This window comes from Bacillus sp. FSL R5-0712, from assembly GCF_038593285.1.
Taxonomy (GTDB): domain Bacteria; phylum Bacillota; class Bacilli; order Bacillales; family Bacillaceae; genus Bacillus; species Bacillus safensis.
The window spans coordinates 564,746-580,199 of sequence record NZ_CP151981.1 but is presented as its reverse complement, the minus strand read 5'-3'; the positions used below and the strand labels follow the sequence as shown (position 1 = coordinate 580,199).

The following is a 15,454-nucleotide window of genomic DNA, read 5'->3' as shown; positions in this document are numbered from 1 at the left end:
TTCTATTGACTTAGAGTTCACTTTAAGACGTACAGTATAGAAGAAAGAATCGAATCTTATTTTTGAAAGGATGATCAAGAATGTGTCAGACGCACCAATCAAATGTTTTAAGTGTTTCACACGCAAAAGCGAATTTTGAACGGACGACCATTGAACGAAGAGCTCTTCGTCCACATGATATTTTAATTGATATTCAATTTAGCGGGATCTGTCATTCAGATATCCACAGCGCTTTTGATGAATGGGGCGGCGGCATTTTCCCGATGGTTCCAGGTCATGAGATTACTGGGGTCGTTGCAGCTGTAGGGGATGATGTGACAAAGTTTCAGATCGGAGACCGTGTAGGCGTTGGCTGCTTTGTGGATTCATGCGGTACCTGTGAATATTGTCAAAATGGAGACGAGCAGTATTGCACAAAAGGGGTTGTCCAAACGTATAACAGCCGTGACTATGACGGGGAGCCGACTTATGGCGGCTACAGTCAAAAAATTGTTGTGACTGAACGATTTGTCGTCAGCATTCCTGATCAACTGCCCCTTGATGCCGCAAGTCCTCTTCTCTGTGCTGGCATTACCACTTATTCACCATTAAAGCACTGGAAGGCAGGTCCTGGCAAAAAGGTTGCTATCGTCGGAATGGGCGGACTCGGTCATGTCGCCATTCAATTCGCGAGCGCTCTAGGTGCTGAAGTGACGGTATTGAGCCGCTCTTTGAATAAAAAAGAAGAAGCACTATCATTTGGCGCAAAAGACTACTTTGCTACAAGTGATCCTGAAACGTTTCAGACACTAGCCGGTCAGTATGACCTCATTCTCAATACAGTCTCTGCCAACATTAACGTGGATGCCTATTTGTCCTTACTCCGTGTAGATGGAACCTTGGTGAACGTCGGTGCACCGCCTAAGCCGGATCAATTCCACGTCTTTTCATTAATTTCCGGCCGCCGCAGCATTGCTGGTTCACTCGTTGGCGGCATCCAAGAAACACAAGAAATGCTCGATTTCGCAGCTGCTCACAACATCGCACCACAAATTGAAGTCATCAACGCTAATCAAGTTGATGAAGCGTATGAACGGGTGCTGAAAAGTGATGTGCGTTACCGGTTTGTGATTGATATTTCGACGTTATGATTGATATTCTTTGAAATGGCAGTATTTTATTACTTTATGACTGACCGAAGAGAATTCTATGATTTTTGATCAAACGTAAAAAAGCCACTTCTCTATTGAGTCGTGGCTTTTTTATGGATCGCTATATGCTAACTCCTTTTTCTTTATGATGACCTCGCATAAATGTAACGACCATACTGGACAAGCTAACCAAAAAGCCTAAAATTGAAATCAAAATAGTCATTCCCCCGTTTGGAATAAAAAAGCCTATAGGGATTAAGACAAGGAATGAGAACACAATAAAACATTGATAGATTCCAGATATTACTCTAACCACAATATGATCAAAAAACGACATCACCAAAGGAGGAATAAATAAGAAAACCACCATCCCTACTGACAGCATAAATGGTAATGGGTCATCTAACGAAATCGTGTTCTTCCCAGGTGAATCCTTTGCGGCGATAAATAATACTGCAATCGCCATGAGGAGCGTTGAAAAAATAAATAAGAATCGTTTTAGCATTTCAATATCTCCTTAAGTTGTCTTACATAGTCCACTAATAAACCTTTACCACTTTAGATTTGCTCTTATTTCCGGCAGCATCCTTTAAATAAACGGTTATCAATGCATTTTTCTTCTGTTTTTTTATTTTCACTTTAAATTGTCCATTTTTATTTAATTTTGCAGTTCCTAACTTCTTGTTTTTATGATAAACGTACACTGTAGCATATTTTTCACCTTTACCTGTTATAACCGTTGTATTTTTTGTGATTTTATTAACACTTGGTATAGCGGGAGGCGTTCTATCTAACACTTTTATTGTTTTACTGCCACTTCTCGCTCCATTAGAATCTACTAAATACACAGTGATTAAAGTTCCAGCTTTTTGTTTAGGAATTTTGATTGAATATTTCCCTTTTTTTGCATTTGTAGAGCCTAATTTTTTTTGACCAATATATGCGAAAACTTTGGCATTCGTTTCCGCATTACCTACGATATTTGTTGATTGATCAGTTACTGTGTTTATGCTTGGTGTTTTATCTGGATAAGATGCTTTTAAACGATATGTTTGACTGGATACACCATCCCAATGTCTAGGCTCAACAACAATATAGTATTTGCCCTTTTTTAGATTTAAATCAATAACTGGACTTGTCCCAAAGATATCAGGTAAATATTCCCTAGTGATTTCATTACCGTTCTTGTCGTATAAAGCGATAGAGGCTCCTTCTGTTATTTTATCTAGATTAATCTTCACTTTTCCATCTTTCACTGTTGAAAATTGATATACGTCTCTATCCAAATCCGATTCGTGCTTTGATTTGTAATATTGATTTGAGATGAGCGGACTTGCTGTTTCAAACGTGTCGTTTGGTTCGTAAGTATTTAAATCTCTTTTAAAAGAACCTGGATACGTCACTTTAAGTCGGTACTTAGCATTTGATATTCCTTCCCAATTAGAGGTGTATGGTTTTATTTTGACATAATAGGTTCCTTTTTTTATATTTTCGTGAATGACAATATTCTCTCCAGCATTCCACGTATAGTCAGATACAATTTCATTTTTGTTCTCATTATAGACAGTGACTTCTAATTCAGATGTTTCCTGATCTAAAGTAAGATATAACTCACCATCTTTGTTGGAAGTGAACTGATAAACATCCTTATCAATTTCACTATCAATCGTTGATTTATAATAGGTACCATTAGATACCTTCATGCTTGTTTCAAAAGTGTCGTTTGGTTCAAAGGTTGTTAAATTACGCTTAAAAGCACCTGGATATGTCGCCTTTAGTTGATATGTACCTTTAGTTACGCCTTCCCATTCACTGGGCATAACTTCAATATAATAATTCCCTTTTTTCAATTTATTATCGATAACCAGAGCTTCACCAGGAAATGAAGATTCATTAGAATCTATCTTATTCCCTTTCGAATCATATAGAGTAATACTAAAAGAGGCAGATGCCTTATCTAGCCTGATGTATACTTCTCCATCAGCATTCGTTGTAAAATTGTATCGGTTCATTGAACTTTTGGATTTCAATTCTCCATTTATGGAGACTCCAGATGACATGTTCACCTCTTCTGCACTTGCGAATAAAACAAAAGAAAAACTGAAGATAAATATAAAAACAAAAGATCCCAAAATACGTTTCAATATATTCACCACATTTCCAATTTTTATAGAAAGAACATAATGATTTTACCATATTCCACTCCGGAAAAATATTCATTTAATTGATTAATAAGTAAATTATGACTTCATTTCAATCTTTCTTAATAACAGAATGACTGAACAGTCCGCTTTATAAAGAAAATAAAAGAAATTAATTTATGGAAATTCCGCATATTGTCAATCCAGTATGTTATACTAAACTAACCTTTGAAGCATGAAATTTTTACGAATACCTTGTACCATCTCCCTACTTGTACGTTGAGTAGGGTTTTTTCATGCAAAAAAAACAGGCTCTCCGTAGAGAACCTGTTTTAAAAGAATGAAGATTAAGCAATTTTTTGAACGTTAGCAGCTTGAGCTCCACGAGAACCTTGCTCTACGTCAAATGATACTTTTTGACCTTCGTCTAAAGATTTGAATCCGTCGCCTTGGATAGCTGAGAAATGTACGAATACATCGTCGCCTTCTTCACGTTCGATAAATCCAAAACCTTTTTCTGCGTTAAACCATTTTACTGTACCTTGTTCCATGATTGTTGCCTCCTCGTGCGTTTACCACACAATGTATTATACTATCCTTGCCCAAAGTACCCTCAAGACGAAAAGTCAATCTTCATACTATCCTTTACGCCGAACAAAAATAATTACTTTTCATTATAGCATGAATCGGTAATAATTGCAATTTGTTGATTAGAAAGAAGAAACTCTTCTTTGCAGCGATTTTTCTTGTGCATAAAATCAATTTTTTCAGCACCTAAAGAGAACCTTTATCTAAAATCGACTTAACAAATTCTGTTTTTCCCTCTGCATATTTGTGTTTGTCATTTTTATTTACATTTGCTAGGTTAAGTTTAAGCTGTTGGTACTCACTTCTTGCTAGTTCGTTACTTCTCAGGTAATCCCTAAAATTTATTTGTTCGAGTAGATATCTATTGCCCGTTTGATACATATGGATTTGATGTGTACGTGGTTCTCCTTTACTGAAATAGTGTCTTTCAGGTAACACATTGATCCCTCTATAAGAATAACCCAGCCCTTGCAAAGCTGTTACGCACTGTTCTCCGTCAAGAAAATGATTGATTTCGATCGCTATATCAATAATGGGTTTCGCACTCAAACCATTTACTGCTGTACTTCCTATATGGTGGACATTCACTATGTACTGACCGATAACTTCTACTATTCGTTTCTTTTCCATATCAAATTCTTTGACCCATTCAGCAAACCAAGGAACTAAAAAAACTTCCCCTCTTGGTAATCCAAGCATTTACTCAACCCCACTTTATGATTTTGTTGTTCAGTTGGAAATTTTAAATAACTAAACAGAGAACAATCTCAAACAAAAATTCCACTTACTTAAGATGCACCTTCATATTCTAAAGAATCGATCAAGTATCTGCTACAATAAATTGACAACGAACAGTATGAACTAAATACTCTCCATACACGCTAAAATATAAAATTCCGAGAGGAGAAATGAAATGAACCCTTTATTGTTAGATATTCCTTTACAGTTAGAAACAGAAAGACTCATTCTTCGAGCACCACACCAAACAGGAGACGGGAAAATTGTAAACCAAGCAATAAAGGATTCCTTTTCTGAATTAAAAGCGTGGTTGCCATTCGCTCAAAAACTTCCTACTGCTGAAGAAACAGAGATCAATTTAAGAAATGCTCATATCAATTTTTTAAAGAGGGAAAGTTTCCGTTTTCTTATTTTTGATAAAAACAGCAATCACTTCATTGGGACAACTAGCCTTCAGAGGATTGACTGGACCATTCCTAAATGTGAGATTGGGTATTGGGTAAATACTAAATTTAGTGGGAATGGATATATGACAGAAGCAGTGGAGAAATTAGCTGACTTCGGATTAAACAATATCAAATTTAGAAGAATTGAAATAAGGTGTGAATCTACAAACCTTAAAAGTCGGGCTATCCCAGAAAAACTTGGCTTTGTATTTGAAGGCACTTTAAGAAATGATGATTTATCCGCAGATGGCAACAAGCTGACTGACACTTGTTTTTATTCCATCATAAGATAACCTTATGTAGCAATTAAAGTAATGGGTGCATTAGTGTAACAAGAAAAAACATAGCATATTAATTATATGCTATGTTTTTTAATTTTGGCCTTGATAAGTGGGTCTACTCCTCTAACTTTGTCCTTATTGCCTTTACTTCTTCATAATCTGGTGTTTTCATTAATAAACTCTGACAGAAAGTTTTCAGCAGCAGGCTCCCAACACAAGACCACAATGTAACTGCAATCAGCTTCGACCGGTCACGAGGTGCTTTTTGTTTTTTTTTATGGAGCAATTCGATTCACTCTCCATTCATAGATTTCTAAGCAATTTCCCCCTGGTTAGCTTTCATGTTTCTTGTCATTTTTCATAGTTCGGTCTGTTTTAATTCCGTCACCATCACTTCTACTGGTTTACCTTAATTCCAACGACCTCAACACTCTGTTTATGAAAGGACTCGTAACCTTTTTATTTCAAAAAAAGATGCTACATGTTGAAACACCTTGTTTGTATTGACAGCTCTCATTAGCAGGGTAATATTACACTTGATTATTTAAACAAGAATTTTTATACAACCAGTTTATAGCATCATTAAGGTCATTGGCTATATAATCTATTTTAATCCCACTTAATTTATCAAAGTGTTCACGAAGTGAATATTCACCAGCCCCAGTTCTAACCAAAATTTTAATACTTCCTACTTTATCAGCTGCAACAATATCACTCCAACGGTCCCCAATTACGACGCAATTTTCGAGAGTTAAATCGTGTTTTTGTTGAGCTTCCATTAACATTCCTATGCCAGGCTTCCTACAAGAGCATCCATCATTATGACCGTGTGGACATATATATACTTCATCAAAACCAAAACCTTTCAATTCCTCTTTAAAATCTTCTACTTTAGCAAATCCACTTGATATACCAGGTTGATTTGTAAAAGAGAATATTTTCACATTATCTTTTTTTAGTTTATTGATTTGAATTGCTGTATAAGGAAAGAGTTCAAATTTTCCGGGATAATGAATAGTATCATCACCACCAATTGTTCCATCTCTATCTAAAAAAATTGCTTCTATCTGTTTCATGTTATACCTCCATTATCTAGCAACTGCTCCTACGTTAAGATTCATTTCAATTAGAAAATTTTGATGACATCAGTTTATCATAAATATTTATTATTAAAGTCCCCTAATACAATTAAAATCTTTTCCACTCTTCTTCTTTTCAATTTGTTTCATTCTTTCCAAGATAAAAAGGACGCTACACGAAGTAACACCCTTTTATCTTTTGCTTCTCAATATAAATTTTTAAGCTCGTCATTAGACCATCCAGCAAATAACTTGTCTTGTAAAATGTGTAACGATATTCAGCAAACTCTTGTGACAAAATAGACCACGATAGATATAAGAAAGAAATTGATGTCAACAAAGCCTCAACATTTATTAATGGAGAACATCATGTACTAATAGAGCCCAAAACAAAGAAAATAAGGCTAGGCTGCATGATCTTAGGCTCTCTCATGTTGCTTTATTAATTTCAAGAAGAAGAATATTATACAATCAAAGAAAGAGGACATGCCTCTATTCGGACAACAATAGACGTATATGTTCACTTATTTCCTAACAAACAAAAGGCTATGGCTGAAGAAAAATTGGATGACATTATATAAAAATATCAACCTCAAACAAAAAAAGCCCACTTACTTAAGATCAGTGGACAGATTCATTTAGAAGTTATAAAAAATAAAAAAACCAAAGGTCTACCACCTTTGGTTTTTTAGATGCGGCCGAGAGGACTTGAACCTCCACGGGTTATTCACCCACTAGGCCCTCAACCTAGCGCGTCTGCCATTCCGCCACGACCGCGTGTATGATGTGCTCATATATTCATAAGTGCACTGTTTGGAAAAACAATGCGGGTGAAGGGACTTGAACCCCCACGTCATAAAGACACTAGATCCTAAGTCTAGCGCGTCTGCCAATTCCGCCACACCCGCGTGACAATGGTGAGCCATGAAGGACTCGAACCTTCGACCCTCTGATTAAAAGTCAGATGCTCTACCAACTGAGCTAATGGCTCATCTGCTATGCAGAAAAACATATATAAAAAATGGCTGGGCTAGCTGGATTCGAACCAACGCATGACGGAGTCAAAGTCCGTTGCCTTACCGCTTGGCTATAGCCCAACGAATCAAAAAACAAAACATGACCCGTACGGGATTCGAACCCGTGTTACCGCCGTGAAAGGGCGGTGTCTTAACCGCTTGACCAACGGGCCATACAATAATGGCGGAGAAGGAGGGATTTGAACCCTCGCGCCGCTCGCGCGACCTACACCCTTAGCAGGGGCGCCTCTTCAGCCACTTGAGTACTTCTCCATTATGGCTCCGCAGGTAGGACTCGAACCTACGACCGATCGGTTAACAGCCGATAGCTCTACCACTGAGCTACTGCGGAATAATAAGACATGTTTCATTATATCTATGCCAGAAAAATGTGTCAAGAATTTTTAAGTGTTTCATTCCTGTCTCATTAGCGACGGCTTTTATAATTTAACATATACTAATATAACAGTCAAGCCTTTCTTCCTTCCTTTTTGTTTTCTGTTTAGACATGACAGAAAGACCCCGACCTCTAACTGAAAGACCAAGGCCTCCTTGCTGCTGCGCTCCCTATGAGTTCATGACAGCTTATACTTTCGCATCCACTTATAAAAGGTGCTTCTTGGCACCTCTGCCAGCCTCGCTGCTTCTGTCACATGACCTTTCGTTTTGTGCAGTGCTTCTATCACTGTTTGCTTTTGAATACGTTCCCTAAACGTGAGCTCTTTTGGAATCTCGGTACATTCTACTGGAGGCAGCTTATGCTTTTTCTGATCCATCGTCTCTAATACCGCCGCATATTGCGATTCACCAATCCATCCTCCTTTAGGAAACAGTACCCTTATATGTTCAAACAGATTAAAAAGCTCTCGTATGTTTCCTGGCCAGTGGTACGCTTCTAGCTTACGAAAAAAAGATTCAGGAAATACTGCATTCCATTGGTGTTTCTTTTGGTAGTAACGATATAAATCAACAATGTCTTCTTTTCTTTCTCTAAGCGGCGGGATGTTGATTGGATAGACATGAAGTCGGTAATACAAATCTTCTCGTATTTTACCTTCCTTCAGCAGTTCGTTCATATTTCGGTGTGTCGCTGTAATGATTCTAATATCCAAAGGGATTTCGTGTGTCCCTCCGAGCGGTACGACTTTTCTTTCTTCAATGACCCTAAGAAGGGCCACTTGCATCGCATAAGGGATTTCGCCAATTTCGTCTAAAAAGAGCGTTCCTTTTTGCGCCTGCTCAAATTTCCCCTTTGCTCCATGACGTTTTGCCCCTGTAAATGCTCCTTCAGCATAACCAAATAGTTCACTTTCTAACAGGCTTTCTGGTATGGCTCCACAATTAACGGCAATAAACGGTCCTTTATTTCTTTCACTAGCTAAGTGAATCGCTCGAGCGGCCAGTTCTTTCCCTGTACCTGTTTCTCCCCAAATATATACATTTACATCTGTTTGTGCCGCTCGTTTCAATTCGCTAAGTGTCTGCTGAAATACCGCACTTGTTCCAGATTCCCCGGGAAATTGAGAAAAAGAAACGGTCATATTACTCTTCGCTGCTTCTTCAAGAGAAAAAGACATCCCAAGCAGCTTTCCGTCTTGTTCTGACTGAATAATCTGCTTGTCCCGTGTAACAAATGTATCGTCCATGAGCAGCTCAACATCCATTCCGTACCAGTCTGAAAATCGGTCTCTAATCGGCTTACTTGCCAAAACAATCTGCTTTTTCTCATTACAGACAACATATGGTTCGTCCGCTTCTACCTGCTGGAGACAATGACTGATCAGCTCCATCTCTTTCCTTTTTTGCTGGACCTGAATTTCTCTCTCGATGGCATATGCAACTGTTGAAGCCATCCCAAGCATAAAAGGATGCCTTTGATCCGCCATACAGGAGATATCAATGACTCCTATGATCGTGCCGTCTGCATCACGAATAGGGGCCGCTGAACAACTCCAATGGTGGGAAGCGACTGAAAAATGCTCAGTTCCGTTGATCGCTACGGCTTCCCCAATGACCAGTGCCGTTCCAATAGCGTTCGTTCCCACATCGGCTTCGGTCCAGCGCGCGCCCTCCATAAAATTTATTTTTTTCGCTTCTACCAGTGTCCTTTGACTTCCTGTCAGACTTAGCACATAACCATCTGCATCGATAAGTAATGCCATCATGTCCGATTCTTTTAATTGCTGACTGATTTTATTTAAGTAAGGAAGAGCTGCATTTAGGAATAGTGAGTACTTCTTTTTTTGAACACTGAATAACTCCTTTTCTAACAACGACTGTCCTTTATCTAAATACGGGTTCACATTTGCCTGTTTACATCTGTGCCATGACTCCATCACTCTCTTATCCAGACGAGACCTATCAAGCAAACCTTCATGAACAAAACGTTTCCAAGTATTTAAATAACAAGGCGTCGGATTCATTCCATCCTCTCCTCTGGGGGCTTTTTATCCATTATAGATAATTATAAAAGCGCTTTCAATTATTGGCTGACCCAGGAAGTCATTCGGATAGAAAGTTTCTCTATCAGCAGTGCACCGCTCGCCCATTTGTTTGCAGCAAGGCTTCGTGTATCGCCTCAGAGAGTGTCGGATGTGCCGCAATAAACTGCTCTAATGTATCAGCTGTCAGCTCTGTATGCATCATCACCGCCGCTTGTCCAATCAGTTCTGTTGCATTCGGCCCGATAATGGATACACCTAAAATTTCTTGATATTGCGATTCGACAATGACCTTTACTTGACCAGCTGGCTGATTTAAAATTAGTGCTTTTCCATTTGCAGAGAATGCAAATTTCCCTATTCGAATCTCCCCATATTGTTTTCTAGCATTCTCTTCATTTAAACCGACACTAGCGATTTCTGGAGACGTGTAGATGCACCTTGGAATCACTTGTTCATTGACCTTTACATCTTCACCTGATGCATGTGATGCCGCAATCGTTCCTTCATGAAAAGCAGCATGAGCAAGCTGAACGCCGCCTGTTACATCACCGCACGCATAGATATGCGGAAGATTGGTTTGCATATGCTCATTCACGCAGATGCCGTTCCTGTCAAATTCTATGCCGATCTGCTCAAGATTCAGCTCTCCCATCCTCGGTTTTCTGCCAATGGCGACTAAACAATGATCAGACTGGATGTCACAGCGCTCCCCATGATCCTTCTCAATGACCACTTTTTTGGAAATTGCATCAAGCTGTTTGACTGCTGCTGATGTCAAAATCTCCACACCTGCTTTTTGAAGCTGATCGTGAAGACATTTAGCCGTATCGTGATCTTCTTCAGGTAAAATGTGTGCTGCCTGTTCCACCATGACAACCTTTGATCCCATTCGGCTAAAGATGCTTGCAAACTCACAGCCGATCACCCCTCCACCAATGATACAAAGCGAATCTGGTATTGAAGGGAGCGTCATCGCATCCTTACTATCAATGATCCACTCTCTGTCAAATGGGGCGAAAGGTAAAGCAGCAGGTTCTGATCCTGAAGCAATAATGATTTGTTTTGCCTGAATGATTTCAGATTTCCCTTCACTTTCTATCAATAGCTCATGTGCTGAAAGAAATGATGCCTTCCCATTTAACACGCTGATTTTGTTTTTATTCATCAAATAACGAACGCCATCAGTCAGCTGCTTGACGACTGACCGCTTCCGCCTTTGAACGGCATCCCAATGAATGACAGGCTCCTTCCCTGGAAGCTCAATTCCAAATTGTCCAGCTGATTTCACATGCTCGTACATATCAGCGCTTTGCAAAAGTGCTTTCGTTGGAATACAGCCTTCATTCAGGCAGGTACCTCCTAACAGGCCTTGGTCGATTAGTACAACCTCTCTTTCAAAACGGGCGGCTGTTATTGCCGCCACATATCCTGCTGGCCCGCCTCCTATAATGACTAGCGTCATGGTCATTTCACCTTCTTCCTATAAAAGAATGGATACTGGATTTTCTAAATACGCTTTAACAGTTGATAAAAATTGTGATGCCGGAGCCCCGTCCAGCACGCGATGGTCAAATGTCAGACTGAGTGGCAGGATCGTCCCTTTACATAATTCATTCCCATGATATACAGGCATGTGATCCGCTTTGCCAACGCCAAGAATACCTGCTTCCGGCGGATTCAAAATCGGTGTAAAATGTTCCACAGCATAGGCGCCTAGGTTAGTGATTGTAAAGGTAGAGCCTTCAATTTCATCGTGGAGAAGTCTGCCTTCACGTGCTTTTTTGCCATACGATTTGATGCTCTTCGCCAGCTCAATAAGTGAAAGTTTTTCCGCATGCTGAATAACAGGTACTGCCAGACCGTGATCTAAAGCAGCAGCGATTCCAAGATGAACATACTCAAAAGTTTCGACTCTATCATTCTGATATTGACTGTTCATTGCAGGATGCTCTAGCAGGGAAAGAACCACTGCTTTGGCTACAAAATCGGTCATGGTTAATTTCATATCGTGTCGTGCTGCGGCTGTTTCGTTCAACTCAGACTGTAATGCTGTCAGCTTTGTCACATCCGCTTTCATCGTAATTGTTAATTGTGCACTTGTTTGCAGGCTTTCCATCATTCGCGAGGCAATGGTTTTCCGCATCATGCTGACTGGCTGATGCTTTGTTGGTTCATTGTGTTGTTTTTCTTTTTCATCAGGAAGTGCTCGAAGCACATCCGCTTTCGTGATTCTTCCATCTGGACCTGTTCCCACTAGTGTATGAATATCCAGATTAGCGCTTTGAGCAATCTTACGTGCCACAGGGGAGATTTTCTTTCTCTCTTTCTTTTGTTTTGGCGGCAGGTCTTTTTCTTTCTTTTCCTCGATCTGTTCATTTCCTTCACCGATATAGCAGATGACCGTGCCAGGCGGCACACCTTCTCCCTCAGGCACTTTTATATCCAATATGGTTCCTTCAGCAGGTGATTCGATCTCCATTTCAATTTTTTCAGAGTTGATGCTTGCAATGCTTTCCCCTTTATTTACGGTTTCTCCGACCTCTTTATTCCAGACAGATACCGTTCCTTCTTTCATTGACATGCCCAATTTCGGCATCACAACCTCGACAGCCATCTCCCTCTCTCCTTTCTTTAGTTCAAGATCTTGTCATGACTCTTTCCAACCATCTCTAATACGGTGTTCACAACCTTTTCAGGTGTCGGCAAATAGATATCTTCAAGCGGTGGTGAAAACGGAACCGGTGTATGAGGAGCCGTCACTTTTTTGATTGGAGCGTCAAGTAAATCGAATCCTTTATCCGCAACCAGAGAAGAAATATCTGCGGCAATTCCGCACCTTGGATTTGCTTCATCTACAATGACAAGCCGATTTGTTTTTTCTACTGAAGTTAGAATGGCCTCTTCATCGAGCGGTGACAAGCTTCTTGGATCAATCACCTCTGCTTCAATTCCTTGGGCAGCTAATTGCTCGGCCGCTTCGAGTGCTGTATGAACTTGTTTGCCTACTGCAAAAATGGTCACATCTGAGCCTTCTCTTTTCACTTCTGCTTTGCCAAGCGGCAGCGTGTAGTATCGCTCTGGAACACCTCCTGTGATATTGTAAAGCGTTTTGTCTTCAAAAAAGATGACAGGGTCCTGATCCTCGATGGCTGCCAGCAGCAATCCTTTGGCATCGTATGGTGAAGAAGGCACCACTACTTTCAATCCAGGGATGCTTGTAAATAGCGCATACAAGCTTTGCGAATGCTGAGCAGCTGCTCTAAAACCCGCCCCATGTGTCGTTCTGATCGTGATCGGTACCTCTGCTTTTCCGCCAAACATATATCGGAATTTTGCTCCTTGATTCAGCACTTGATCCAGACAGGTGCCGATAAAATCATTAAACATGAGTTCTGCAATTGGTCTTAGCCCTGTGGAAGCTGCTGCCATGGCCGCACCTACATAGCCAGCTTCACTAATCGGTGTGTCAAGAACTCGCTCACGCCCAAACTCCTGAACGATTCCTTTCGTTACACCAAGCACACCGCCCCATGCTTCATCATCCTGTAAGTGATCGACATGAGCGCCTCCAGCCACATCTTCCCCCATTAAAATGACATCCTCGTCTCTTCTCATGGCAAGTTTAATCGCTTCATTTAATGCACTAGACATGCTGATTTCTCTTGTCATTTTCCTCTCCCCCTTTGATTTATTGATACGAAACATACACGTCGGTCAATAATTCGGTCTGATCTGGATATTCACTTTCTTCACTGAATTGAACGGCTTCATCTATGGCTTCTGCTACAGCCGCTTCAATATTTGATATCTCTCCATTCGTCAGCAGCTGCTGCTTGATCAATTCATTTTTAAAAAGAGCGATCGCATCTCTCTCTTCTTGATGTTCTGTTTTTTCTTGATTTGTTTTGTAACGCTGGGCGTCTCCTTCGAAATGGCCATAATTTCGATATGTCATGCATTCAATCAATGTCGGACCTTCTCCATTTTTTGCTCGTTCAATTGCTTGCTCTGCAGCTTGATAAACGGCCATCACATCTTTTCCATCTACTTGAATCCCAGGAATGTCATAACCGGCGGCTCGATCTACGATTGATTTACAGCTTGAAGCATAGGAAAATGGTGTCGCTTCCCCGTACCCATTGTTTTCTGCGATGAAAATAACGGGCAGTTTCCAGATGGCCGCGAGATTGATTCCTTCGTGGAAAGTCCCTTGATTGTTTGCACCATCCCCAAAAAAGCAAACGCTTACATTTTCTGTCTTTTTATATTTAGCTGTGAGGGCTGCCCCGCACGCAAGAGGAAAGCCTCCTCCAACAATTCCGTTGGCACCAAGCATTCCTTTATCAAAATCTGCAATGTGCATGGATCCGCCTTTGCCTTTACAGAGACCTGTTGCTTTCCCATAGATTTCTGCCATCATTCCTTTTAGATCACAGCCCTTCGCTATACAATGGCCGTGGCCCCGGTGTGTACTTGTAATACTGTCTTTTTCATTCAGATGAGCACAGACTCCTACGGCAACAGCTTCTTCGCCAGCATAAAGATGGACAAACCCCGGCAAGATTCCTTTTGTAAAAAGCGTGTGCACCCGGTCTTCAAATTGGCGGATTTCCTGCATTTTTTGATACATCCATACGGCTTTTTCTTTAGTCAATGCCATTTCCATTTGATAAAACCTCCTATCTTTTTTGCTTGCACTTCTATACAAGCAAAAATCGTGCCAACATGACGACGCATGAACACTTAGGTTTTGAACGAATCATACCGATGAAAAAAGAGACAAAATGAGACATGCGTCTCTTTTTGTCTCAATATGTCCACACATCTATAGAAACAAAAAAAGCATCCCCATAGAGGAATGCTTTTCACAATGAATTGGTTGTGCGCAGCCACTTTAATTTCCCTTTGCAGACGCCGCATACATAACGAGAGGTATCAAACCGTCTTTTCCTTATAAAAGACCGGCCGCATCCTGTGCAAATATATTCATGGCGTTTCTCCGCACGGCGCTTATTTTGTATGGTTTTTAGCGGTGTACAAAAACGCGGGGCTCCTACTTGTTTTAATAACGCTTTAAAATCACGGTCACGGTGCTGATAGCCCTTTCCCTCAAGGTGCAGATGATAATGACACAGCTCATGCTTGATGATCCCGATTAATTCTTCTCGTCCATGCTCCTCTAGGTATCGGCGGTTCAGTTCGATGTTGTGTGTACCAAGTAAATATCGTCCGCCTGTCGTTTTTAGACGGTCATTAAAAACAGCCTGATGGCGGAATGCCTTGCCAAAGAACTGCTGGGAAATGTGCTCTGTTAACTGCTGTAACTCTCTCTCGTTCAATCAAGATCGTTCCTTTCTATAAAAACCTCGAACGGGACAATTTCCCCTATGCATACATTGAAGGTACATCCACTGTTTCGATCAAAGGAGGAATGGGCGATGCCCAACTGGCTGAAAAATCAGATGCAGAAGGCATTTTATGAGAAAAATCATTATCAAATCAAATTGCTGAATCAATGCTGGTACTTTTATAGAAAAAAACATTCAGTCACATCAAGGCACACCCCATCCTAAGGTGCGCCTCGTTTTTTT

14 protein-coding genes, 7 tRNA genes and 3 pseudogenes are annotated in these 15,454 nt (G+C 40.4%); 4 read left to right on the top strand and 20 right to left on the bottom strand.

Annotated elements, in window-relative coordinates; translation table 11 throughout:
* Positions 1–80 precede the first annotated feature (80 nt).
* Positions 81–1,130 (top strand): NAD(P)-dependent alcohol dehydrogenase, encoded by a 1,050-nt coding sequence (locus NSU11_RS02810; protein WP_048240345.1) that lies wholly within the window; start codon positions 81–83, stop codon positions 1,128–1,130.
* A 121-nt stretch (positions 1,131–1,251) separates the two neighbouring features.
* Here the strand turns inward: NSU11_RS02810 and NSU11_RS02805 are convergent, their stop codons facing one another.
* From NSU11_RS02805 to NSU11_RS02790, 4 genes are all read right to left on the bottom strand, one after another.
* Positions 1,252–1,635, bottom strand: coding sequence for a hypothetical protein (locus NSU11_RS02805; RefSeq protein WP_034622752.1), 384 nt, complete (start codon positions 1,633–1,635; stop codon positions 1,252–1,254).
* 34 nt (positions 1,636–1,669) lie between these two features.
* Entirely contained in the window at positions 1,670–3,283 is a 1,614-nt protein-coding gene (locus tag NSU11_RS02800; protein WP_232516916.1) for a PPC domain-containing protein, read from the bottom strand.
* Between the two features lie 335 nt (positions 3,284–3,618).
* Positions 3,619–3,822: a cold shock protein CspC gene (cspC, locus tag NSU11_RS02795; RefSeq protein WP_008346765.1), complete on the bottom strand. Its 204-nt coding sequence runs from the start codon at positions 3,820–3,822 to the stop codon at positions 3,619–3,621.
* 223 nt (positions 3,823–4,045) lie between these two features.
* On the bottom strand, positions 4,046–4,558 hold the full coding sequence (locus NSU11_RS02790) for a GrpB family protein (RefSeq protein WP_008346767.1): 513 nt from the start codon (positions 4,556–4,558) through the stop codon (positions 4,046–4,048).
* Between the two features lie 214 nt (positions 4,559–4,772).
* On the opposite strand from NSU11_RS02790, the gene NSU11_RS02785 reads away from it, so the two are divergent.
* A complete protein-coding gene (locus NSU11_RS02785) occupies positions 4,773–5,336 on the top strand; it encodes a GNAT family protein (protein WP_008346769.1) in 564 nt (187 codons plus the stop codon).
* 187 nt (positions 5,337–5,523) lie between these two features.
* On the opposite strand, the pseudogene NSU11_RS02780 reads toward NSU11_RS02785, so the two are convergent.
* The 3 genes and pseudogenes from NSU11_RS02780 to NSU11_RS02770 all read right to left on the bottom strand — a co-directional run.
* Positions 5,524–5,601 (bottom strand): annotated as a pseudogene (locus tag NSU11_RS02780) (hypothetical protein); the annotation flags it as partial.
* 253 nt (positions 5,602–5,854) lie between these two features.
* A complete protein-coding gene (locus NSU11_RS02775) occupies positions 5,855–6,400 on the bottom strand; it encodes an HAD-IIIA family hydrolase (protein ID WP_008346879.1) in 546 nt (181 codons plus the stop codon).
* Positions 6,401–6,549: 149 nt separating this feature from the next.
* Positions 6,550–6,695: pseudogene (locus tag NSU11_RS02770) on the bottom strand (hypothetical protein); the annotation flags it as partial.
* Between the two features lie 114 nt (positions 6,696–6,809).
* Between NSU11_RS02770 and NSU11_RS02765 the strand changes: the two are divergent.
* Positions 6,810–6,984, top strand: a pseudogene (locus tag NSU11_RS02765) (site-specific integrase); the annotation flags it as partial.
* 112 nt (positions 6,985–7,096) lie between these two features.
* Here NSU11_RS02765 and NSU11_RS02760 read toward each other — a convergent pair.
* The 13 genes from NSU11_RS02760 to NSU11_RS02700 form a co-directional block, all read right to left on the bottom strand.
* Positions 7,097–7,180 (bottom strand) — tRNA-Leu (locus tag NSU11_RS02760).
* A gap of 48 nt (positions 7,181–7,228) precedes the next feature.
* Positions 7,229–7,311: transfer RNA gene (locus NSU11_RS02755), tRNA-Leu, on the bottom strand.
* Positions 7,312–7,318: 7 nt separating this feature from the next.
* Positions 7,319–7,394, bottom strand: a tRNA-Lys gene (locus tag NSU11_RS02750).
* Between the two features lie 31 nt (positions 7,395–7,425).
* Positions 7,426–7,500: transfer RNA gene (locus NSU11_RS02745), tRNA-Gln, on the bottom strand.
* A gap of 20 nt (positions 7,501–7,520) precedes the next feature.
* A tRNA-Glu gene (locus NSU11_RS02740) sits at positions 7,521–7,592 on the bottom strand.
* A 9-nt stretch (positions 7,593–7,601) separates the two neighbouring features.
* Positions 7,602–7,692, bottom strand: a tRNA-Ser gene (locus tag NSU11_RS02735).
* 4 nt (positions 7,693–7,696) lie between these two features.
* Positions 7,697–7,771: transfer RNA gene (locus NSU11_RS02730), tRNA-Asn, on the bottom strand.
* A gap of 223 nt (positions 7,772–7,994) precedes the next feature.
* Positions 7,995–9,842 (bottom strand): sigma-54-dependent Fis family transcriptional regulator, encoded by a 1,848-nt coding sequence (locus NSU11_RS02725; RefSeq protein WP_311165065.1) that lies wholly within the window; start codon positions 9,840–9,842, stop codon positions 7,995–7,997.
* Positions 9,843–9,945: 103 nt separating this feature from the next.
* A complete protein-coding gene (gene lpdA, locus NSU11_RS02720) occupies positions 9,946–11,325 on the bottom strand; it encodes a dihydrolipoyl dehydrogenase (RefSeq protein WP_149126693.1) in 1,380 nt (459 codons plus the stop codon).
* 18 nt (positions 11,326–11,343) lie between these two features.
* Complete coding sequence (locus NSU11_RS02715; RefSeq protein ID WP_149125952.1) at positions 11,344–12,477, bottom strand: dihydrolipoamide acetyltransferase family protein; 1,134 nt, start codon at positions 12,475–12,477, stop codon at positions 11,344–11,346.
* 17 nt (positions 12,478–12,494) lie between these two features.
* On the bottom strand, positions 12,495–13,532 hold the full coding sequence (locus NSU11_RS02710) for an alpha-ketoacid dehydrogenase subunit beta (RefSeq protein WP_149125953.1): 1,038 nt from the start codon (positions 13,530–13,532) through the stop codon (positions 12,495–12,497).
* A 19-nt stretch (positions 13,533–13,551) separates the two neighbouring features.
* A complete protein-coding gene (locus NSU11_RS02705; RefSeq protein WP_024425398.1) occupies positions 13,552–14,529 on the bottom strand; it encodes a thiamine pyrophosphate-dependent dehydrogenase E1 component subunit alpha in 978 nt (325 codons plus the stop codon).
* Between the two features lie 199 nt (positions 14,530–14,728).
* Entirely contained in the window at positions 14,729–15,202 is a 474-nt protein-coding gene (locus NSU11_RS02700; protein WP_073203962.1) for a SprT family protein, read from the bottom strand.
* Between the two features lie 99 nt (positions 15,203–15,301).
* Here NSU11_RS02700 and cmpA point away from each other — a divergent pair, with 99 nt between their 5' ends.
* The gene (cmpA, locus tag NSU11_RS02695) at positions 15,302–15,436 is read left to right on the top strand and encodes a cortex morphogenetic protein CmpA (RefSeq protein WP_008346893.1); all 135 of its coding nucleotides are present in this window, start codon (positions 15,302–15,304) and stop codon (positions 15,434–15,436) included.
* Positions 15,437–15,454: the final 18 nt, after the last annotated feature.